This is a genomic window from Corallococcus macrosporus DSM 14697 (genome assembly GCF_002305895.1).
Taxonomy (GTDB): Bacteria; Myxococcota; Myxococcia; order Myxococcales; family Myxococcaceae; genus Myxococcus; species Myxococcus macrosporus.
Window position 1 is genome coordinate 7607717 of sequence record NZ_CP022203.1, and the last position, 21230, is coordinate 7628946.

General features: G+C 71.3%; 16 protein-coding genes. 7 read left to right on the top strand and 9 right to left on the bottom strand.

Annotation, left to right across the window (positions count from 1 at the left end; translation table 11 throughout):
* The first annotated feature begins 33 nt into the window (after nt 1–33).
* The 3 genes from MYMAC_RS30785 to MYMAC_RS30795 all read left to right on the top strand — a co-directional run bounded on the left by MYMAC_RS30785 (nt 34) and on the right by MYMAC_RS30795 (nt 4315).
* Nucleotides 34–1461 carry an amidase gene (locus MYMAC_RS30785; protein ID WP_095960657.1) on the top strand — a complete coding sequence of 476 codons (1428 nt, stop codon included), beginning with the start codon at nt 34–36 and terminating at the stop codon, nt 1459–1461.
* An 80-nt stretch (nt 1462–1541) separates the two neighbouring features.
* A complete protein-coding gene (locus MYMAC_RS30790; protein WP_043710289.1) occupies nt 1542–2579 on the top strand; it encodes a 6-phosphofructokinase in 1038 nt (345 codons plus the stop codon).
* A gap of 92 nt (nt 2580–2671) precedes the next feature.
* Complete coding sequence (locus MYMAC_RS30795; RefSeq protein ID WP_095960658.1) at nt 2672–4315, top strand: long-chain fatty acid--CoA ligase; 1644 nt, start codon at nt 2672–2674, stop codon at nt 4313–4315.
* A gap of 201 nt (nt 4316–4516) precedes the next feature.
* Here MYMAC_RS30795 and MYMAC_RS30800 read toward each other — a convergent pair whose 3' ends face one another.
* Nucleotides 4517–6514 carry a hypothetical protein gene (locus tag MYMAC_RS30800; RefSeq protein ID WP_095960659.1) on the bottom strand — a complete coding sequence of 666 codons (1998 nt, stop codon included), beginning with the start codon at nt 6512–6514 and terminating at the stop codon, nt 4517–4519.
* 198 nt (nt 6515–6712) lie between these two features.
* On the opposite strand from MYMAC_RS30800, the gene MYMAC_RS30805 reads away from it, so the two are divergent.
* Both MYMAC_RS30805 and MYMAC_RS30810 read left to right on the top strand, forming a co-directional pair.
* On the top strand, nt 6713–7246 hold the full coding sequence (locus MYMAC_RS30805) for an FHA domain-containing protein (RefSeq protein ID WP_095960660.1): 534 nt from the start codon (nt 6713–6715) through the stop codon (nt 7244–7246).
* A 959-nt stretch (nt 7247–8205) separates the two neighbouring features.
* The gene (locus MYMAC_RS30810; RefSeq protein WP_095960661.1) at nt 8206–9429 is read left to right on the top strand and encodes a metallophosphoesterase; all 1224 of its coding nucleotides are present in this window, start codon (nt 8206–8208) and stop codon (nt 9427–9429) included.
* Here the strand turns inward: MYMAC_RS30810 and MYMAC_RS30815 are convergent.
* The 6 genes from MYMAC_RS30815 to MYMAC_RS30840 form a co-directional block, all read right to left on the bottom strand.
* On the bottom strand, nt 9383–10054 hold the full coding sequence (locus MYMAC_RS30815; RefSeq protein ID WP_095960662.1) for a class II aldolase/adducin family protein: 672 nt from the start codon (nt 10052–10054) through the stop codon (nt 9383–9385). The two genes, MYMAC_RS30810 and MYMAC_RS30815, sit on opposite strands and share 47 nt — an antisense overlap.
* On the bottom strand, nt 10051–11157 hold the full coding sequence (mtnA, locus tag MYMAC_RS30820) for an S-methyl-5-thioribose-1-phosphate isomerase (protein WP_095960663.1): 1107 nt from the start codon (nt 11155–11157) through the stop codon (nt 10051–10053). The genes MYMAC_RS30815 and mtnA overlap by 4 nt, the downstream gene beginning before the upstream one ends.
* Complete coding sequence (locus MYMAC_RS30825; RefSeq protein WP_013937972.1) at nt 11154–12038, bottom strand: S-methyl-5'-thioadenosine phosphorylase; 885 nt, start codon at nt 12036–12038, stop codon at nt 11154–11156. The genes mtnA and MYMAC_RS30825 overlap by 4 nt, the downstream gene beginning before the upstream one ends.
* Nucleotides 12039–12136: 98 nt before the next feature.
* Complete coding sequence (locus tag MYMAC_RS30830) at nt 12137–13054, bottom strand: aldo/keto reductase (RefSeq protein ID WP_095960664.1); 918 nt, start codon at nt 13052–13054, stop codon at nt 12137–12139.
* An 11-nt stretch (nt 13055–13065) separates the two neighbouring features.
* A complete protein-coding gene (locus MYMAC_RS30835; RefSeq protein WP_157757580.1) occupies nt 13066–13254 on the bottom strand; it encodes a hypothetical protein in 189 nt (62 codons plus the stop codon).
* 272 nt (nt 13255–13526) lie between these two features.
* Entirely contained in the window at nt 13527–14333 is an 807-nt protein-coding gene (locus MYMAC_RS30840; RefSeq protein WP_095961745.1) for an alpha/beta hydrolase, read from the bottom strand.
* Nucleotides 14334–14541: 208 nt separating this feature from the next.
* Between MYMAC_RS30840 and MYMAC_RS30845 the strand changes: the two genes are divergently transcribed.
* Entirely contained in the window at nt 14542–17739 is a 3198-nt protein-coding gene (locus tag MYMAC_RS30845; RefSeq protein WP_239989112.1) for a type 2 lanthipeptide synthetase LanM family protein, read from the top strand.
* A gap of 87 nt (nt 17740–17826) precedes the next feature.
* Nucleotides 17827–18069, top strand: coding sequence for a mersacidin/lichenicidin family type 2 lantibiotic (locus MYMAC_RS30850; protein WP_013937967.1), 243 nt, complete (start codon nt 17827–17829; stop codon nt 18067–18069).
* Nucleotides 18070–18202: 133 nt separating this feature from the next.
* On the opposite strand, the gene MYMAC_RS30855 is transcribed toward MYMAC_RS30850, so the two are convergent.
* Entirely contained in the window at nt 18203–19438 is a 1236-nt protein-coding gene (locus MYMAC_RS30855; RefSeq protein WP_095960667.1) for a DUF1501 domain-containing protein, read from the bottom strand.
* A 160-nt stretch (nt 19439–19598) separates the two neighbouring features.
* Complete coding sequence (locus MYMAC_RS30860) at nt 19599–21215, bottom strand: DUF1800 domain-containing protein (protein WP_095961746.1); 1617 nt, start codon at nt 21213–21215, stop codon at nt 19599–19601.
* Nucleotides 21216–21230: the final 15 nt, after the last annotated feature.

The following is a 21230-nucleotide window of genomic DNA, read 5'->3' on the forward strand; positions in this document are numbered from 1 at the left end:
CCAGGGCGTGTGAAACATGCCAGAGTCAGGGGCATGGACCCCTTTGTCAGTCTCGACGCGACCGCCCAGGCGGAACTCGTGCGCCGCCGGGAGGCCACGCCGCTCGAGCTCGTGGACGCGGCCATCGCTCGCATCGAACGCCACAATCCGACACTCAATGCGGTGGTCCAGACACATTTCGACCAGGCGCGCGAGCGCGCCCGGGGCCTGCTGCCCACGGGGCCGTTCACCGGCGTTCCCTTCCTGCTCAAGGACCTGCTCACGGCGCAGGAAGGCCATCCGCTCACCCACGGCTCGCGCTTCGGGAAGGACCACGTCCCGGACCAGGACAGCGAGCTGGTGAAGCGCCTCCGGCGCAGCGGCCTGGTGGTGCTGGGCAAGACGAACACCCCGGAGATGGGGCTGCTGCCCACGACGGAGAGCGAGTTCCTGGGCCCCTGCCGCAACCCCTGGGACACCACGCGCTCGCCGGGTGGCGCCAGCGGTGGCGCCGCGGCGGCGGTGGCCAGCGGCATGGTGCCCTTCGCGCACGCCACGGACAGCGGCGGCTCCATCCGCATCCCCGCCGCGGCGTGTGGCCTCTTCGGGCTCAAGCCCACCCGGGGCCGCAACCCGCTGGGCGGCGACATCGCGGACGCCTACCACTGGCTCATCACCGAGCACGCCCTCACCCGCTCCGTGCGGGACAGCGCGGCGCTGCTCGACGTCACCTGCGGCGCTGACGCGGGCACGCCGTACCAGGCGCCCGCCAAGGCCCGGCCCTACGTCCAGGAGGTCAACACGCCCCCGGGCCGCCTGCGCATCCGCATCGCCCTGCGCAACCCCATGGGCGCCACCGTCCACCCGGAGTGCCTGGCCGCTGTCCACGGCGCGGCCCGGCTCCTGGAGGACCTGGGCCACTTCGTGGACGAGGGCAGCCTGGAGGTGCCCGGCGATGACGCGGTGGGACAACACTTCATCACGGTGTGGACCGCGGGCGTCGTCTACGGCATCGACGCGTTGGCCGAGCGCATCGGGCGCAGCCCGGAGGCGTCGCACTTCGAGCCCTTCACCTGGGCCCTCTACCAATACGGCCTGGACCAGGGCCTGTCCGCCTACCTGCTGGCCAGCACGGAGTTGCAGCGCTACAGCCGCGCCGCCCTGCGCCACTTCGAGGACGTGGACGCCTGGCTGATGCCCACCCTCAACGAGCCCGCCCCGCGGCTGGGCACCTTCTCCGCGCCGCCCGGCGAGCCCATGGCGCCCCTGCTCCGGGCGGCGGCCTATGCCTCCTACTGCCCGCTGGCCAACACGGCGGGGCTGCCCGCCATGAGCGTGCCGCTCCACTGGAGCTCGGACGGCCTGCCCGTGGGTGTCCAGTTCATGGGGCGCCTCGGAGACGAGGCCACCTTGTTCCGGCTCGCCGCGCAGTTGGAGGCGGCCTGCCCCTGGGCCGGGCGCCGCCCGGCGGTGTTCGGCTAGGCGGTTGGAAGGTCCCCGGCTGAGCGCTCGGGCAAACTTGGACATCGCGTCTGGCGCCGGGCGCGATAGAACGTTTCTCCATGAAAGTCGCCGTGCTCACCGGCGGGGGCGACTGCCCCGGCCTGAACGCCGTCATCCGCGCCGTCGTCCGCCGCGCCAACGCCCACGGCTTCGAGATGATGGGCCTCCGAGATGGCTGGAAGGGGTTGCTGGAGGACAACCACTTCCGCCTCACGCGTGAAACCACGTCAGGCATCCTCCACCGGGGCGGCACCATCCTCGGCACCTCGCGCGTCAACCCGTTCAAGGTCGAAAACGGGCTGGAGCGCGTCAAGCGCGCCATTGAACGCAACGGCATCCACGCCGTCATCGCCATTGGCGGCGAGGGCACGCTGTCGGCCGCCACGCGCATGTCGCAGGAAGGGCTGCGCATCGTCGGGGTGCCGAAGACCATCGACAACGACATCAACGCCACGGACTTCACCTTCGGCTTCGACACGGCCGTCGCCATCGCCACCGAGGCCATTGACCGGCTGCACTCCACCGCGGAGTCGCACAAGCGCGTCATCGTCTGCGAGGTGATGGGCCGGCACGTGGGCTGGATTGCCACCTACGCGGGCATCGCCGGCGGCGCGGACGTCATCCTCGTCCCGGAGATTCCCGCGGACCTGGAGAAGGTGGCCGAGCACATCCAGCGCCGCCACGCGGGCGGGCGCACCTTCTCCATCGTCGTGGTGGCGGAGGGCACGCGCATCAAGCTGTCCGCGGACCAGCAGGAGCAGCTCGTCACCAGCGGCGCGCTGGACGAGGCGGGCAGGCCGCGGCTCGGCGGCGTGGGCACCATCCTGGCGCACGAAATCGAGCGGCGCACCGGCTTCGAGACGCGCGTCTCCGTGCTGGGCCACATCCAGCGCGGCGGCGCGCCCACGCCCCATGACCGCGTGCTGGCCACCCGCTACGGCGTCCACGCCTGCGACATGGTGGCCCGCGGCGAGTTCGGGAAGATGGCCGCGCTGCGAGGCAACGACATCATCAGCGTGGACCTGGCCGACGCCACCCGCGAGCTGAAGCGCGTCCCGCAGGAGTTCTTCGAGGTCGCCCAGGTCTTCTTCGGCTGACGCGTCGCGACATCAAGGAGCGCGGATGAAGCCCGGGTCCGCGCTCCGTTAGCATCGGTACCTCCACTCACCGTCCATAAGGAAGGGTGCCGATGCTGCCAGGCCGCATGATGGATTTCCCGCTCACGCTGAGCCACCTCCTGGAGCGCGCGCGGACCTTCTTCCCGGGCTCGGAAATCGTCAGCCGAAACCCGGACAAGTCGCTGCACCGCTACACGTACGCGGACTTCCATGAGCGCACGTGCCGGCTGGCCAACGCGCTCACGCGCCTGGGCGTGAAGGCCGGGGACCGGGTGGCCACGCTGAGCTGGAACCACTACCGGCACCTGGAGGTGTACTACGGCGTGCCCTGCATGGGCGCGGTGGTGCACACGCTCAACCTGCGCCTGCACCCCAACGATTTGGGCTACATCGCGCGGCACGCGGAGGACTCCGTGGTGGTGGTGGACCGCTCGCTGCTGCCGCTGTTCGAGAAGTTCAAGGACGCGGTGCCGAGCATCCGCCACGTCATCGTGGTGCCGGACGCGGGCCCCGCGCCGGAGGGGACGCTGGACTACGAGGCGCTGCTGGCGGCCGAGTCCCCCCACTTCGACTTTCCCCAGCTCGATGAGAACTCCGCGTCGATGCTCTGCTACACGTCGGGCACCACGGGCAATCCGAAGGGCGTGCTCTACAGCCACCGCTCCACGGTGCTCCACGCCCTGGCGTGTTGCATGACGGATGTGACGGGCATGCGCGAGGTGGACGCGGTGATGCCGGTGGTGCCCATGTTCCACGCCGCGGCGTGGGGCCTGGCCTTCGACGCCGTCCTCACCGGCGCGAAGCTGGTGTTCCCCGGGCCGCACCTGGACCCCGCCTCGCTGCTGGACCTGATGGCGGCGGAGAAAGTCACGATGGCGGGCGGCGTGCCCACCATCTGGATTGGCATCCTGGCGCTGCTGGACCAGTCGCCGGGCAGGTGGGACCTGAGCAGCATGCGGTCCATGCTGATTGGTGGCTCGGCGGCGCCGCCGTCGCTGATTGAGGGCTTCCAGAAGCGGCACGGACTGGAGGTGGTCCACGCGTGGGGCATGACGGAGATGAGCCCCGTCGGCACGATGGCGAAGCTCAAGGGGCCCATGCGGCAGGCGGCGCCGGAGACGCAGTCCGCGGCGCGCGCGTCCCAGGGCTTCGCGCTGCCCTTCGTGGAGACGCGTGTCGCCAGCGACGACGGCACGCTGCTGCCCTGGGACGGGGAGACCATGGGCGAGCTGGAGGTCCGCGGCCCCTGGGTCGCGTCGTCCTACTTCAGCGACGAGGGCGCGGACCGCTTCACGCAGGACGGCTGGTTCAAGACGGGCGACGTGGTGACCATCGACCCGCAGGGCTACGTGCGCATCTGCGACCGCAGCAAGGACGTCATCAAGTCAGGCGGTGAGTGGATCTCCTCCGTGGCGCTGGAGAACGCGCTGATGGCCCACCCCGCGGTGCTGGAGGCGGCCGTGTTCGCCGCGAAGCATCCGAAGTGGGACGAGCGCCCGCTGGCCGCGGTGGCCCTGAAGGAAGGCCAGCAGGTCACCAAGGACGAGCTGACCGCGCACCTGGCCGGCCAGTTCGCGAAGATGTGGCTGCCGGATGACTACGTCTTCGTGCCGCAGGTGCCGCGCACGTCCACCGGCAAGTTCCTCAAGACGAAGCTGCGTGAGGAGTACGGCGACCACCTGCTGAAGAACCTGAAGCCGGACGCGGCGACGTAGAACGTCGTTACGCACGACGGCGGCTCACCGTCCCGTGCGCGGTCCCCTGGAGCCATGCGCCGCTTCAGGGGCTTCGAAGGCGGCGGTCCGGTGTCCGACGGAGAGGCGGGCCCAGCCGCCCCCTGCGCATGGGCCTCCGGGAGCGGCCGTCCTCCGCGCATCCGGCGAGGACGCGCGGAGGAAGCTGCTCCTCGGTGCCGGCTAGTTGCCGCCGAAGCAGATGCCGTCGCAGGTGGGCTCCACCTGCCCGTCGGGCCGCAGGAAGCGGTCCACCTGCTCACGGCCGTTGGCATCCCGGCGCACGCCCTCGTGCACGGCGTTGTCCTCGGCGGGCAGGTCCGCGAACGTTCCGGGCAGCGGCGCCGGCAGGCCGTAGTCGAACTGCACCAGCGCCGAGCCCGCCACTGTCCCCTCCTCCGCGGGCAACATGGGCACCCGCCAGGTAGAGGGCAGTTGCTGCGTCAGGCCCATGGCGCGGGCGTGCAGCGCGGTGGCCACGTTGGGCACCTGCGCGTCCCCCAGCCCGTACTGCACCAGCACCCGGCGCGACGCGGGCGCCCCGGGATAGAGGTCCCCGAGCACATGCGGCGCATACGTGAGCGGGTCGATGCGGTCGAAGGACGTCTGCGTCAGCGCCGCGAACTTCTGCTGCTCCAACGCGTCCGGCACCGTCTGGGCAATGGCCTCCAGGAACATGCCGAAGGGCCGGGCGCGGAACATCATCAGGGAGAAGTCCGCCCCGCCCACGCTGAACACCGCGCGTGAGACGTGCGGCGACAGCGCGACGTAGGTCCCGCCCAGGATGTGGCCCTGGCTGATTCCGTAGAAGTACGTCTGCTCAGGGTCGTACACGCGCACGCCGCCGTCCTGGAGCTCCGGCAGCTCCGCCAGGGTCGTCCGCGCCGCGTACGTCACGGCGAGCTGATTCACCATGCCCTGGTGGACGCGGTCGGTGAAGCGCAGCGTCTGGCCGGGATTCCCCGCCATCGCCTGAAGCACGCCCGGCGCGTCCGTCTGCGACATGCCCCACCAGTCCACCGTCAACACCACCATCCGCGTGGCCTGGATGAAGGGCCGGACGAAGGAGCCATCCGCCTCCGCCTGCCGCCCGAAGAAGCCGTGGCCGTACTGGAGGAAGCGCACCGGCGCCACGGCCTGGCCCCAGACGCTGCGGGGAATCTGGAGCGTGAAGGGCACCTCCGCGTCGCCATTGCGGCGCACGCGGCCTTCCTCGTCACGCGTGAGCAGCGCACCAGGCTGGTCGCTCTCCAGGAAGAGCGGAACCCGCAGGGTGCCACGGATGCGCCGGGCGACGTTGGCGTCCACGTCATCCTGGACCTCCGTCACCGTGACGACGGGAGGCGTGGCCTCCATCGCCTCCATCGCGAGCCGCCGCACCTGCAGCATGTCCCGCGTGACGACCTCCTCCGACTCGGTGGTGAAGTCCCACGCGAGCTGCAGCTCCGCGCGCGGTACGCCGGCCGCCTCCAGCGCCGGGAAGATGTCCGCTTCGTACCGGGCGGCCAGCGGCGCCAGCAGCGGGTCTCCGGCCGCCTGGCCATCCCGGATGCGCCGGAAGCCCTCGGGCACCGGCACGAGCGTGCCGTCCTTCGCCGTCAACTCGCGCAGGGCGATGATGTAGCGGGACGCGTTGCGCAGCCGAATCGCGGGCCGCAGCAGCAGCGCCCGGCGCGCGTCATCGGGTGCCCGCGGATCCAACTCCGCGAAGTGCAGCACGCCCTCACCTCGCTCCACGTCGAGGAACACGGTGTTCCCGTTCGTCGCGGCGGTGGGGCTCGTCACGGAGGGCAGGCGCGCGTCGTCCACACCGCCCGGGAAGAGCGCGAGCACCTGCGTGCCGTGCGAATAGCCATCCGCCGGGTGGAGGTCCGTGAAGTCGAACGCGGTGCCATCCCGCGCCTTCAGCTTCGCCGCGTCGGTGAGCCGCACCCGGTGGCCGGACGGCAGCGCCGCGTCCTCCTGGAGGAAGTAGTCGGAGGGGTACGGCAGGAGGCAGTCATGCTCGGAGGCCAGCGGGTTGCAGCCCGCGGGCACCACCAGGGGTGGCAACTCCTCGCCCGCGTCGGGCAACCCCGCGTCCGGTGGCGCGCCTTCGTCCGAATCGCCGCAGGCGGGGGCCACCGCCAGCAGCCATGCCGTCAACAGCCCAGCGCCATACCGCTTCATCCGCAACATCATGTCGTCGCTCCTGGTGAACTTCGCGGAAGGAGTTCAGCTACCCGGGGCGATGAAAGCGGACGGCATCCCTCCGAGAAAGGTCGCGCGCGTCATGGGCGGATGGAGGCGGCGCGGCGCTCGACCGGCGGTGGACACTCCGCGCGGGAGGGTCTCGGTCAGGCGCCAACTTCTCGCAACGCGGTTTAAGGTGCGGGCACCATGCCGTCCGTCAAGCAACTGCGCCCGTTCGCCCTGGCAACCCTGGAGGCCTTCATTGAAGCCTCGGGCCGTGTCGTGCTGGTCCAGCAGCCTCCCGAGCCCGTGTTCCAACAAGTCGCCCTGCGGCTCGGCGCGGCACGCACCGTGGGCATGGCGCACCGGACACGGCTCGTGGACCGGCTGTTCGTCATGCTGCGCGGGTTCGATGCCCTGGAGGTCCACTTCCTGAGACCGGAGGCGGAGAGCCAGGAGTTCTCCGTGGGCCGCGTTGAAGGCTGCTCCCTGGTGGTGCCGGACCCGTCCGTGTCCAAGCACCACGCCACGCTGCGGTGGCACGCCCAGGCCGGTGACTGCTCGGTGCGGGACGTGGGCTCCATGAATGGCACCTGGGTCAACGCCTCGGCGCTGGGGCCGGAACAGGAGCAGATGCTCAACGACGGCGATGCCCTGGCTTTTGGCGACGCCCAGTTCCTCTACCTGCGCACGGAAACGCTCCACGCCCATCTGCGCATGGCCAGTCCCGGCCGGGACTGAGGCGCGCCGGAACGGAACGTCCATTCCGCCAGGAGGGAGCCTGCCCCGTGAGCGCCAAGGCCACCCGGGCCGGAACGTCCATTCCGGGCGGAGGGGCGCGCCCCCAAGGCTCGGGTCTTTGGGACGGAACGTTCATTCCAGCCCTGGACGCCCAACCCCTTCGAAGTCGGAAGCCCGGAAATCGAGCGCGCATCCCACGAGGGAGTGGCGCTCCCGGGACACAGCCCCGCTGGAAGGAACGTTCATTCCAAGGAGGGAGACCGCACCACCAGGTGGGAGCACCCTCGCGGGACGGCGGATCCATTTCGAGCAAGGAGGCAGAGCGCTCTCCTCCGGGCCCCCGCGGAATGAACGTTCCCTCCACCCGGAAGGAAGCCGGCCGCGGCCCCCACCGGCCATGCCGAGGAGGAAGACCGTGCCCCATGTCGGTCCCCGCGGAATGAACGTTCCCTCCACCCAGGAGGAAGCAAGCAGCGGGTCCCGCCGGTCACGCCAAGGTGGAGGGCCGCTCCCCATGGAGGCCCGGTGGAATGAACGTTCCCTCCACCCAGGTGGAAGCCGGCAGCGGCCCCCGCCGGTCAGGCCAAGGCGGAGGGTCTCTCCCCATGGAGGCCCGGTGGAATGAACGTTCCCTCCACCCAGGAGGCCGGTCGGCAGCGGGTCCCGCCGGTTACGCCAAGGTGGAGGGCCGCTCCCCATGGAGACCCGGTGGAATGAACGTTCCCTCCACCTAGAAGGCCGGTCGGCGGCGAGCTCCGGACTGGCGTGGAATGAGACACCTCCTTCCCGCGTAGAGGGGCCATCCCCGGAAAGCAGCCCGGCAGCGGGCCTCTCCTCCGCCTGATTCCCCACGCGCCCGCCAGATGATGCCCCTGCCCCTGTCCTCCAGCCACTTCCTGCGGCGCATGTCGCCCGCCCCGGCTATGACTGCTCCCTTTCACGCCAAGGGAGCACCGTAAATGGGCAGGCTGCTGTTCCTCCTCCTCTTCAACGTGGGCGCGTGGGCGGTGCTCCGCTCGCTGTGGCCTGGCCTGCTCCGCAAGTGGCGCCTCGGTGTCTTCGCGCTGGGAACCTTTCTGTCCCTGGTCGCGTGGCTCTACTCGGCCATCGCCGGACGACACGCACAACTCCCCGTAGGAGACGCGGCCCTGCGCGTCTTCTCCGTGGGCTGGTCCGTCGCCATCATCATGGTGGTGCTCATCGGCGGGCCCCTCCTCCTGCTGCGCAGGTGGCTGGAACATCCCGCTCGCCGGGAGCCCCCGCTGACCACGACTCCGACCCAATCCGCTCCGGTGAACCTGGCGCGCCGCAACCTGCTGACGAACGCGGGGCGCGCGGTGCCGCTGCTCGCGGCCGGAACCAGCTCGGTGGGGCTCGCCAATGGGTACTCACAGTTCTCGGTCCGCGAGGTCGAAATCAGGCTGCCCCGGCTGCCTCCGGCGCTGGACGGCTTCCGCATCGGCCAGATTACGGACGTCCACGTCGGCACCTTCATCGACACGCAGTACCTGCAAGCCGCCGTGCGGGCGATGAACGACGCCAAGGTGGACCTCCAGGTGATGACGGGGGACCTCATCGACGACCTGGACCAGCTCGACGGCACCATGGCGGCGCTGTCGGAGTGCCAGGCGCGTCACGGCATGCTCGCCATCCTCGGCAACCATGAGCACTGGCGGGGCCTGGGAGCCATCCGCCGGGCCTATGCCGACGTGGAGGCGAACGGCGGGCCCGTGCGCCTGCTGGTGGACGCGTCCCACGCCTTCGAGCACGCCGGGCAGCGCGTGCGCGTGGTGGGCGTGGACTACCCCATGTCCGGCCGGAGCCACCGCGTGAAGGCGGAGCGCATGCACCAGTCCGCGGAGGCGGGATTCCGCGACGTCGCGCCCGAAGAGGTGGTGCTCTGCCTGACGCACCACCCGGACTTCTTCCCCCTCGCGGCCGAGCGCGGCGCCCGGCTGACGCTGGCCGGCCACACCCACGGCGGACAGGTGGCGTTCCTGGGCGTGCCGGCCTTCTGGTTCGCCTTCAAGTACATGCTCGGCCGCTACCGCCAGGGTGACCATCAGCTCTACGTGTCGGGCGGAACGGGGCACTGGCTGCCCTTCCGCATCGGCGTGCCCACCGAGGTGACGGTCCTCACCCTTCGCGCGGAGGGAGCGCCGGCTGCTGGCCGTACGTCTTGAACTTCTCCAGGACGCGCGCCATCTCCGCGCCGTCCAGCAGCACCGGCTCGCCGACCTGGAGCGCTCGCCAGTACATGGCGGCCAGCGTCTCCACCTCGACGGCCAGCTTGAAGGCCGAGGCCAGGTCCTTGCCCAGCGCCACCATGCCGTGGTTCGCCATCAGGCACGCCTTGCGCCCGTCCAACGCGGCCAGCACGTTGGCGGCGAGCTCCGCCGTGCCGAACGTGGCATAGGGCGCGCAGCGCACGTCCGTGCCACCCGCCGCGGACACCATGTAGTGGAAGGCGGGGATGTCCCGGTGCAGGCACGCCAGCGTGGTGCAGAACATGGAGTGCGCGTGCAGCACCGCGCCCACCTCTGGCCGCGCGGCCAGGAGGTCCCGGTGGAGCTGCCACTCCGAGGACGGGCTCCGGCGCCCCTCGTGGCGGCCGTCGAAGCGCATGAGCACCAGGTCCTCCGGCACCAACGCGTCGTAGTCCATGCCGGTGGGTGTCAGCAGGAAGCCGCCCTCCACGCGCACGCTCAGGTTGCCAGAGGTGCCCTGGTTGAGCGCGGACGCGTTCATCCGCCGCGCGGTGGCAATCATCGACTCGCGCAGGGCGAGGTGCTCCCCCGCGCGGCTCATTCCGCCTGCCCCCGCCGCTCCGGGAAGAGCGACAGCAGGCCTTCGCGCGAGGCCGCGCAGACACCGCGCTCGGTGATGAGCGCCGTCACCAGCCGCGCGGGCGTCACGTCGAAGGCGTAGTTCGCGGCGGGGCTCCCCTCGGGCGTAATCCGCACCGTGGCCACCTCGCCGGAGGCCAGCCGCCCGGTGACGTCACTCAGCTCCGCGCCGTCGCGCTGCTCGATGGGGATTTCGCGCACGCCGTCCCGCAGCGTCCAGTCGATGGTGGGCGACGGCAACGCCACGTAGAAGGGCACGCCGTTGTCCTTCGCCGCCAGCGCCTTCAGGTAGGTGCCAATCTTGTTCGCCACGTCGCCCTGGGCCGTGGTGCGGTCCGTGCCGACGATGCACAGGTCCACCTGCCCGTGCTGCATCAGGTGGCCGCCCACGTTGTCCGCGATGACGGTGTGCGGGACGCCATGCTGGCCCAGCTCCCACGCCGTGAGCTGCGCGCCCTGGTTGCGGGGACGCGTCTCATCCACCCAGACATGCACGGGGATGCCTGCGTCGTGCGCCTGGTAGATGGGCGACAGCGCCGTGCCGAAGTCCACCGTGGCCAGCCAGCCGGCGTTGCAGTGCGTGAGCACGTCGAGCCGGCCCTGGCGGCCCTTGCGCGCCCAGGCCTCCTCCAGGAGCTTCAGCCCATGCGCGCCGATGGCGCGGTTGATGGCCACGTCCTCGTCGCTGATGGCCTCGGCGCGGCGGAGGGCCGCGGCCACGCGCTCGGACGGGGGCAGCGGCGCCAGCACCTGGCGCATATCCTCCAGGGCCCAGTGCAGATTCACCGCGGTGGGACGGGTGCCTCGCAGCACCGTGAGGGCCTGCTCCAGCGCGCCGTCGGAGGCGTCCGCGCGCAGGGCCAGCCAGACGCCATACGCCGCGGTGGCGCCGATGAGCGGCGCGCCCCGCACCTGCATGCTCCGGATGGCATGGGCAGCATCCTCCAGCGTCGCCAGCCGCACGGTGACGAGCGCGTGCGGCAGCCGCGTCTGGTCAATGACCTCCGCGGCCCGCGCATCCGCCGCCAGCCAGATGGAGCGCATCGGCTTGCCGTGGACCTTCATCGGCGCAGCACCCGGCCCGCCACCGCGGACAGCTTCTCCACCATCGCCGGGTCCCAGGCCGAGGGCGCGGTGATGATGGCGTGGTCCAGCGCCTTCTGGCAGCCCTGCCCGCAGGGACCGGCGTGCCCGCCGAGCAGCGGCACCACGTTCTTCACCAGCCCCTTCGCCTTGCCCGCGTTGCCCAGCAGCACGGACACCACCTGGTCCACGGTGACGGCGTCATGGTCCGGATGCCAGCAGTCGAAGTCGGTGACCATGGCCACCGTCGCGTAGCAGAGCTCCGCCTCCCTCGCGAGCTTGGCCTCCGGCATGTTCGTCATGCCGATGACGTCACAGCCCCAGCTCCGGTACAGGTGGCTCTCCGCGATGGAGGAGAACTGCGGCCCCTCCATGGCCAGGTACGTGCCGCCCCGGCGGGCGACGACGCCCAGGCCCTCGCACGCGGAAATCACCGCGTCTCCCAGCCGCGAACATACCGGCTTCGCCATGGAGACATGGGCCACCAGGCCCGTGCCGAAGAAGCTCTTCTCCCGGGCGAAGGTCCGGTCGATGAACTGGTCCACGACGACGAAGGTGCCCGGCGGGTACTCCTCGCGCAGGCCGCCCACCGCGGACAGAGACAGCAGGTCCGTCACCCCGCTGCGCTTGAGCGCGTCGATGTTCGCGCGGAAGTTGATGTCCGTTGGCGCCAGCCGGTGTCCCCGGCCGTGACGCGGGAGGAAGACGACCCGGTGGCCCGCGAGCGTGCCGAAGCACAGCTCGTCCGAAGGCTCGCCGAACGGAGACGGCACCCGCCTCCATTCGACGTCCGTCAGGCCATCCATCTGGTACAGGCCACTGCCACCAATGATGCCGATGACGGGCGCGGTGGGGTTGGACATGCGGCGGGCTCCCGGTGGACGCCGACGCGAGGACCGCGCCAGCGCCCGGGAGCGTAGGAGCCGCGATGGTCCGCGGCAAGCCGGAGCGCCGCGGGGGCCTACGGCGCCGTGATGGCGGACAGCTTGCCGAGCTCGTCCGGCGACAGGGTGAGCGTGGCGGATTCGAACAGCGCCCCCAGTTGCACCTCGGTCCGCGCGCTGGCGATGGGCGCCCCGACGACGCGCTGGGCGCGCAGCCACGTCAGCGAGACGGCGGTGACGGAGACACGGTGCGCGCGCGCGACCTCATCCAGGGCGCCGAGCAGGGCCACGTTCCGGGGCTCCGCCAGGTATCGCTCCGCCGAGCCCGCGCGCGACGACTCCACCTTCTCGCCCGGCCGGTACTTGCCGGTGAGGAAGCCCGATGCCAGCGACCAGTACGGCAGCTCCTTCAGCCCCTCCTTCTCCAGCAGCGGCACGAGCGTGCGCTCCAGGCCGCGCGCCACCAGGTTCCAGTGGTCCTGCGACACCTCGAAGGCGCGGAGTCCGTTGCCACGGGAGAACGCCAGCGCCGACGCGAGCCGCTCCGGCGTGAAGTTGGAGGCCCCCAGGGCGCGCACCTTGCCTTCCTTCACCAGGGCGTCGAAGGCGGTGAGGTACTCGGACTGCTCCACCTTCGCGTCGTCCTCGTGCGCGTAGTAGAGGTCCACGTAGTCCGTCTGGAGGCGCTTCAGCGAGCCTTCGATGGCGGCGCGGATGTTCGCGGCGGACAGGCCCGGCTGCGCCTTCCACTTCGCGACCTTCGTCGCGACCACCACCTTGCTCCGGTTGCCCCGGGAGGCCAGCCACTCGCCGATGATTTTCTCGGAGTCTCCGCCCGTCGCGCCAGGCGCCCAGTCCGAGTACACGTCCGCCGTGTCCAGCGCGGTGCCGCCACGGTCGACGAACGCATCGAGGATGCGGAACGCGTCATCGCGCCCCACGGTCCAGCCAAAGACATTCCCACCCAGGATGAAGGGACCGAATGACAGGGACATCGCTGCTTCCTTTACGGTTGAGTCCCCTTCGACGCCGGGCCCGAGCGGCGCCACGCGTCGATGGAGAGATGGTCGAGGTATACGGTGGCGATAAGCACGGCGTAGAAGGCCAGGTAGCGCCTCTGGATGCTCGCCGCGTTCCAGTGCTGCGCGCTGCAGGCACCTCCCATCAGCAGGAGCATCAGGAGCGTGCCAGCCACCAACAGGTCGCGGCCCCGGACGCCCCCCCGGAGCAACGCGCCTCCGCCACGGGAATCGCGAGGCTCGTCGCATGGACGAGCGAGGGTGGCAGCGGGCCCTGCCCGAACGAGTCACGCATGCCCGCCGCGAAGCCCGGCAGGTCGGGCAGCCGGACCAGCCCAGCCAGGGGCGCTCGATGTTCCACCGGCCCTCCCCTGAAGCCAGACACCCCCGAGCCGCTGTCTCGCCGGAGACAATGACAGACATCGCCAACTCCATCAGGCGCGACGGCTCAGGGGTTGCCGAGCGCGAAGGACGCCATCCGGTGTCTGTAAATCCTGCCAGGGTCCTCCAGGACATCGTTGTGCCCCGCTCCCGCCACCGTCTCCACCACCGCCTGGGGAAAGAGCGAGCCCAACCGGCGGCCCATGGCGACGGGGATGAGGTCGTCCTCCTCGCCGTGGATGATGAGCACGGGGAGCTTCACGGCGGCGGCCTTGGACGCGGTGTCGAACCGGTCCCTCGCCAGCCAGCGGACGGGGAGGAAGGGAAAGGCCGTGGCGCCAAGGTCCGGGATGGACGTGTACGGACTCACGAGCATGACCCGGGAGCCGTGCCCGCGCCGGGCCATCTCCACCGCCACGCCCGTCCCCAGGCTCCGGCCGCTCAGCACCGTCTGGTGGGGCGTCACCCCCTTCGCGCGCAGCCAGGCGAGCGCCGCCTCCGCCGCGGCATAGATGCCCTGCTCCGTGGGGCTCCCCGGTGATGCGCCATAGCCCGGGTACTCGACGGTGAGGAAGCCCAGCCCCCTGGCCTGCATCAGGCTGCCCAGGCCGACCTGCGTCAGCAGCTCCTCCCCGTTGCCATGGAAGTGCACCACCGTGGGCGCCCCCGGCGGCGCCGGGAGGTGGAACAGGTCCACGTAGAGGCCGCCCTCCAGCGGGAGGCGGCTGAAGCCGTCCGCCTCCGCGAGCGGCGTGCTCCTGGGCGCCGGATAGAGAATGGAGCGCTGCAGGGCGAAGACCGCGACGCACAGCAGGAGGTACATCGAACCGAAGGTGGCCAGGATGAGGATGAGCATGCGACGCAGCCGAGGCATCTCCACAGTCTGCCTCACTTCGCAACGCGGCGCGACGACGGGCGGCGTCATGCCTGGAGTGGGCAATACCTGTCATCCGCCCGCCGCACAGGCAGAAGCGCTGGCCCTTTTCCCAGGAGCGATGCAACGATAGGCATATCAAGGGCTATCACAGACACGCCGCTGAACGACTCGAACACCTCGGGCCCAGGCCTGGATTGGAGAAGGCGTGACGTCTCAATGGGCGCTGGGCCATGCCCTGGAGGAGCGGCTGTCTTCGCTCCGGCTGCAGGGTGTCCCGACCGAGGTCGATGAGGCGCGCGCGCGGCGCCGGCTGGAGCGCTGGCGCAAGCAAGAACCCCTCACGCGGGACGTCCTCTGGGACCAGCGACTCCGCGCTGCCGGGCTGACGGAAGCGGAGTTGCACGCACTGCTGGGGGAATCCTCCCAGGCGCTGCATGCGCGGATGGGCGCGCCGCCGTCGTGGCAACGCGTCATCGAGCGGGCCTACGCGCAGGCGACGGCGCCGCGCTTCTCCTGGCCAGAGCCCACGCCACCGGGCTCCGCCCTGCTCGGGCTGGTCGAGCCCCTCGTCCACGAGGCCCATGCGCGGCTCATCGTCGCCCTGGACACCTGCCTGCGTGAAGCGCCCGAGGCACCGTTTGAACCGGAGCGCACGGCCCGCATGCTGCTCGGGCCGCTTCCACGGCAGTTGATGCCCTTGCTGGGGCGGACGCTCGCGGTGGAGCTGCGCATCGCCCAGCTCGAAGGGCGGCTCCAGGGAGACACCTCCGAGGCGCGCTTCCAGGACTTCGCCCACCAGCTCCGGCGGCGGGACGTGGCGCTCGACGTCCTCTCTCGCTACCCGGTGATGGCGCGTCAGGCGGTCGAGCTGATTGCGGGGTGGGAAGCCGCGGGCGTGGAGCTGATGCAGCGGCTGGCGCGGGACGCCGCCGCGCTATGGCGCCGCTTCCACAGCGGCGTCTCTCCTGGCCTCCTGGTGGAGGCCCAGGGTGGCCTCTCGGACCCGCACCGAGGCGGACGCACCGTCTTCCTGCTCCGCTTCGCCTCGGGCCTGCGGCTCGTGTACAAGCCGCGCCCGCTCGCGGCGGAGGCCGCCTTCCAGCAGCTCGTCTCCTGGTTGAATGCGCGGGGCCTCACGCCGCCGCTGCGCACGGTGGAGTTCCTCTCCTCGGAGGGCTACGGGTGGATGGAGTTCGTGGAGGCCGCGCCCTGCCAGTCGGCGGACGAGGTGCGGCGCTTCCACCTGCGGCAGGGCGCGCTGGTCGCCCTGCTCTACGCGCTGGACGTCACCGACATCCACTATGAGAACCTCATCGCGGCGGGCGAGCACCCCGTCCTCGTGGACCTGGAGACGCTCTTCCATCCCCACACGCTCGCCGCTTCCCTCCAGAACCTGGAGACGCAGCCCGGCGCGGTGCTGAACGGCACGGTGCTCAAGAGCGGGCTGCTGCCCCAGCCCGCCTGGCGCTCGAAAGATGGCACGGAGGTGGACTTCAGCGCCCTGGGCGCCGGCGAGGGCCAGCTCACGCCACTGGGGTACCTGGTGGCGACGGCGCATGGCACGGACGAGCTCCGCTTCGAACGGCGGCGGATGGAGATTCCAGGCGCGGCGAACCGCCCTCGATTGGAAGGGCAGGACCTCTCCGTCACCGTCCAGGCGGACGCGCTCGCGCAGGGGTTCTCCACCCTGTACCGGCTGCTCATCGAACACCGTGACGCGCTGCTCGCCCCAGAGGGGCCGCTCGCGGCGTTCGAAGACGCGCCCGTGCGGGTGCTGTTCCGCGGCACGGCCAGCTATGACGCCCTGCTGCACGAAAGCATGCACCCGCACGCGATGGGCGATGCGCTGGACCGGCAGCGCTTCTTCGACCACCTCTGGCTCGCAGTGAAGGAGCGCCCCTACCTGGCGGCCCTCATCCCCCTGGAGCAGGAGGAGCTGCAGCGCGGCGACATCCCCCGCTTCACCACGCTGCCCGGCTCGAAGGACCTGTGGTCGGGCGCGGGCCGTCACCTCCCCGGCTTCTTCGACATGTCCGGCCTCGAGCGCGCGCGACAGCGCCTGGTCGGCCTGTCACCGGATGACCATGCGCGGCAGCTCGCGTTGCTGCGCAGCGCGCTGGACCGGGTCCGGCTGGCGGCTCGCCCGGGCGCGCGTCCCCGGTATCCGTTCCACGAACCGCCCGAGCCCGCGCAGCCGGACGCGCTGCTGGCGGCCGCGCGGCGCGTGGGAGAGCGACTGGTGGCGCTGTCCTTCACCGGCGCAGGACAGGCGCACTGGCTGTCGCTCGAACAGTCCGCCACGAAGGAGTGGCGGCTCGCCCAGGCGGGGACGGACCTCTACCAGGGGCTTTCAGGCATCGCGCTGGTGCTGGCGCAGCTCGGCGCCCTGACAGGGGAAGCACGCTTCACCCAGGCGGCCCGGGGCGCGCTGCGCCACTTGACGTGGCGCCTGGAGAAGGCGCCCGCCCACGTGAGCGGCGTGGGCCTCCTGAACGGCTGGGGCGGCATCCTCTACGCCCTGACGCACCTGGGAGCCCTCTGGGGCGAGCGCGCGCTGTTCGAGACGGCCGAGTCCTTCGTGGACGCCGTGGCGCCGCGCGTGGAGCAGGACGTGCACCTGGACCTGGGCGGGGGATGCGCGGGCGCCCTGCTCGGGCTGCTGACGCTCACGGGACGGCACCCTTCCGAGCGAGCGTCACGGCTCGCGCGAGCCTGTGGAGAGAAGCTGCTCCTGACGGCCACGCCCCAGCCCCAGGGCCTGGGCTGGCCTTCCCCCGCGACAGGAGGAAGGGCCCTGTGCGGGTTGGCGCACGGAGGGGCGGGCATCGCGCTGGCGTTGCTGCGGCTGGCCTCCGCCACGGGCGAGGCCCGCTTCCACGCCGCGGCCCTGGAGACCCTGGCCTACGAGCGTGGCCAGTTCTCGCCCGAGGCCGGTGACTGGCCCGACCTGCGCGCCGACGCGGGCATGCACGGCGGGGATGGGCCGGCCTTCATGTGCGGCTGGTGCAATGGCGCGCCCGGTATCGGGCTGGGGCGCATCTCCAGCCTGCCGCTGCTCGATGACGCGCGGGTGCGTGGGGAAATCACGGCGGCGGTCAACGCCACGCTCGCGGGAGGCCTGGGCTACAACCATGGCCTGTGTCATGGCGACCTGGGCAACGTGCTCTTCCTGCTGGAGGCCGCACGCGCGCTGCACGATGACACGCTGCTGCGGCGCACCTATCAGCTCGCGGGAGGCATCCTCCAAAGCATCGAGTCGCATGGCCATCTGCATGGCCTGCCCGACAGCATCGAGACGCCCGGGCTGATGGTGGGGCTCGCGGGCATCGCCCACGGCCTGGCGCGGCTCGCGGCACCGGAGCGGGTGCCGGACGTGCTCTCCGTCGCCCCGCCCATCCCGTGAAGCGGCTTCGTTTCTCGACGAACTCCGGCACCGCGAGGGTTGGCGGTCCGTTGGCAGTCCCCCCTTCAACCCAAGAGGAGCAGCACCATGAGCCACAGCGACAAGAACCACATCCTCCGCGCCTGGCGTGACGCTGACTACTACGACAGCCTGTCCGACGCGGAGCGCGCCGCGCTTCCGGCCAGCCCCGCGTCCGTCATGGAGCTGGAGGACGCCACGCTGGCCTTCATCACCGGCGGCGACACCGAGAGCACCTGCCCCGCCACGCCCACGCCCAACGAGCTCACCTGCCTCTATACGAACTGCGGCCGCATCGCCTGCTGCCGCTGAACGACGGGCCGTGAGCTGACGCCGACACAGCGTGGCGGCTCGGCCTGGAGCCTTGGACGCGCAGCCATGGGGAGCGGCGGCGGAAGGCCGCTCCCCTGTCCGGCCAGCGCACCGCGAGGGGTGTGCGACGCCGCTATCCGAACAGGCCCAGCTCCGGAGGCGGCGTGAAGCCAGGGAACACCTTGTCCAGCGCCACACCGGGCCGACGGACGCGCAGGACCTCCGCCAGCGGGGCGCGCACGTCCGTCCAGGCGGGCACGTCGCGGCCGTCCTGCAAGCGGTCCGTCTCCAGCGGCTCGAAGCGCCCGTACACCTTGCCGCCCTTCACACCTCCGCCCAGCACGAACATCGCGCTGCCCACGCCGTGGTCGGTGCCACGGCTGCCATTCTCCCGAACCGTGCGGCCGAACTCCGTGAGCACCACCACCGTCACCTGCTCCAACCGGGGCCCCAGGTCCTTCGCGAAGGCCGCGAGCGCACCTCCCAACTCCCGACAGCGGTTGGCGAACGCCCCTGTCGCGGCGCCCTGGGCGGCGTGGGTGTCCCAGCCCCCCAACTCCGTCGCCGCCACCTCCAGGCCCACCTCGCCGTGGATGAGCCGCGCGAGGTCTCGCAGCCGCGGCCCGAGCTGCCCCTTCGGATAGTCCACCTGCGCGCGGGAGGACAGCTTCGCCAGCCGGTCCTCGTCCAACAGGGACATCGCCTCGAACGCGCCCTGCCCCGTGGTCCGCAGCGCCTGGTCCACCGCGCCCGCGTAGAGCGCGCTGAAGCCGCGAGTGGCGCCCTCGCCCCGTCGGCCACCTCGCAGCCGGAACTCCTCCAGCCGCCCCATGGCCACCGCTCCAGCGTCTCCGAACAGCGCCCGGGGCAGCGTGGGTTGCAACGCCACGGCGCGCAGCGCGGCGCCCTCCTCCTCGTCCAGCGAGCGGTTGAGCCAGCCATCCGGCGTCGCCTTGCGCCCCGGCGTTCCGGACTCCACGAAGTCCTGCGCGTCGAAGTGAGAGCGGACCGGCTCCGGCAACCCCACGCCGTGCAGCACGGCCAACTGGCCCTCACGCCACAGCGGCATCAGCGCAGCCAACCCCGGATGCAGGCCAAAGGGCCCCGCCAGCTTCAGCGCGGCCTCCGGTCCCTGCCCCTTCAACGCCAGCGAGGGACGCGCCCGGTGGTACGCGGCATCCTCCACGGGAGGCACCAGCGAGAGCCCATCCGCGCCGCCGCGCAGGAAGACTGTCACCAGCGTGCCCCGCGCGGCCCTCCGCGGGCTGGACGCGAGCACCCTGCCCAGAAAGCCTGGCGCCAGCGAGAGCCCCGCCGCCGTCGCCCCCAAGGCACGCAGAAGCTGTCGACGAGTGAGCGGTGGGTTCATCGCGGCTCCCCGGAGGTGTGGAGGCACGGGTCCAGCCATGTGCCGGCCCGCTCATTCAACACCGCGTCGCGAAATGAGCACGGCAATAAGTGCAATCCTGACACCAGACAATGGCGCCCAGGAGCGCGCCACTCCAACACGCTGCGCCAGCCCGCGCTGTTCATTGCTTCTGGAACTCCGGCGAGCCCAACAACAACCCGGCGATGAGCGTGACGTCCACGGGGCGCGCCTCGCCCACGGCGCTGGCGGCATCGGCGCGCTTCGACAATGCGTCGAGGATGGTGGCCCGCGTCTCCTCCGACGGCGGCGCACCCAGCAGCGCCTGCCCCAGCGCGTCCACCCAGGCGCGCGCGGTGGGCTCGGCTGGCGTGGCCAGCGCCTTCAACGCCACCTGCGTCCCCGGCATCCGTCCGGACACCAGCTCCAGGCTGAAGTTGAGCCGGGCCACCAGGGAGCCGCTGTTCACCCACGGCGCCGCGTGCTCTGGAAAGCCGGTGGGCGCCGGGGCCCGGAAGAGCGGCTCGCCCATCTTCGCCAGGGATTGCACCAGTCGCGGACGCACCGTCACCTCGGCGCCGGTGGCCCGCAGCGCGGACACCACGAACTCGAAGGGCGTCTTCACCTTCGCGGCCCGCGCCTCGGGCGCCCAGAACTCCGGCGAGTCGAAGAGCGCGCGGTACACCGTGGGCAGGTCTCCCTCCGAGTCGAGGAACACCTTCGCAACCCGCTCCACCAGCGCGGGCGGCGGCGAGTCCGACACGAAGCGCCGCGCCAGCTTGCTGGCGACGTGGCGCGCGGTGGCGGGGTGCCGCGCCAGCAGGTCCAGCACCTGCTCCCCATCCGCCGTGCTCCGCCGCCCGCGGACGCGCTGTCCCAGCACCTGCTTGTCGTCCGCGTCATGCGCCCGGCGGCGGAAGAAGAACCCGGGCGCCTTGCGCGGCTGACGGATGCTCCAGCCCGTGAAGCAGCGGGCCACCTCGCGCACGTCCTGCTGCGTGTAGCCGCCCTCCACGCCCAGCGTGTGCAGCTCCAATAGCTCCCGCGCGTAGTTCTCGTTGAGGCCGGGCTTCGGCTCGGCGGGCTCCGGCGCTTCGTCCTCCTCGGCCAGCGCCTCGCGCGACAGGCGCTCCGGCATGCCGTCACGGACGCTGCGCCAGTTGTCCAGGTAGAAGAGCATCGCCGGGTGGCGCGCCGTGGCGCCGAGCAGCTCCCGGAAGCTGCCGAAGACATTCGGCCGGATGGCGTCGCGCTCGTACGCAGTCACCATCCACCGCGCCGCGCCTTTGTCCGCGGACACGTTGAAGTGGTTGAACCAGAAGTCCACCAGCACCTCTTCGAGCTGGTTGGGACTCTCCACCGCGCGCAGCAGCTTCGCCGCGGACTGCTCCAGGCCGATGCGGGCGGGGCGCCGCGGCTCACGCCCGTCCAGCAGGGCCTGCTCCCGCTGGCGCTTCGGCGGGTACTCCCGCACCAGCTCCGCCATGGACATCGTCAGCGAGGGCAGCGCCTGGAGCTTCGCCTCCAGCTCGGGCGGCAGCGGCGCGCCTGGGCGGGAGAGCTGCGAGGCCACCCACCCCTCCACGCCCTGGCGCCGCAGGTCCTCCAGGGAGCGCGCCGAGGGCCCGAAGGCCAGCCGCCGCAGGACGTGGACCGCGCGGGCCTCGTCGAAGGCGGCCCTGGCCGCGACAGGCGCGGGAGGCACCACGGCCGGGGCGTGTGGCTTGCTCGCACATGAGAGCACGAGCACCGCCAGGAATCCGACAGGCAGAAGTCGCATCACGAAGGAGAAACC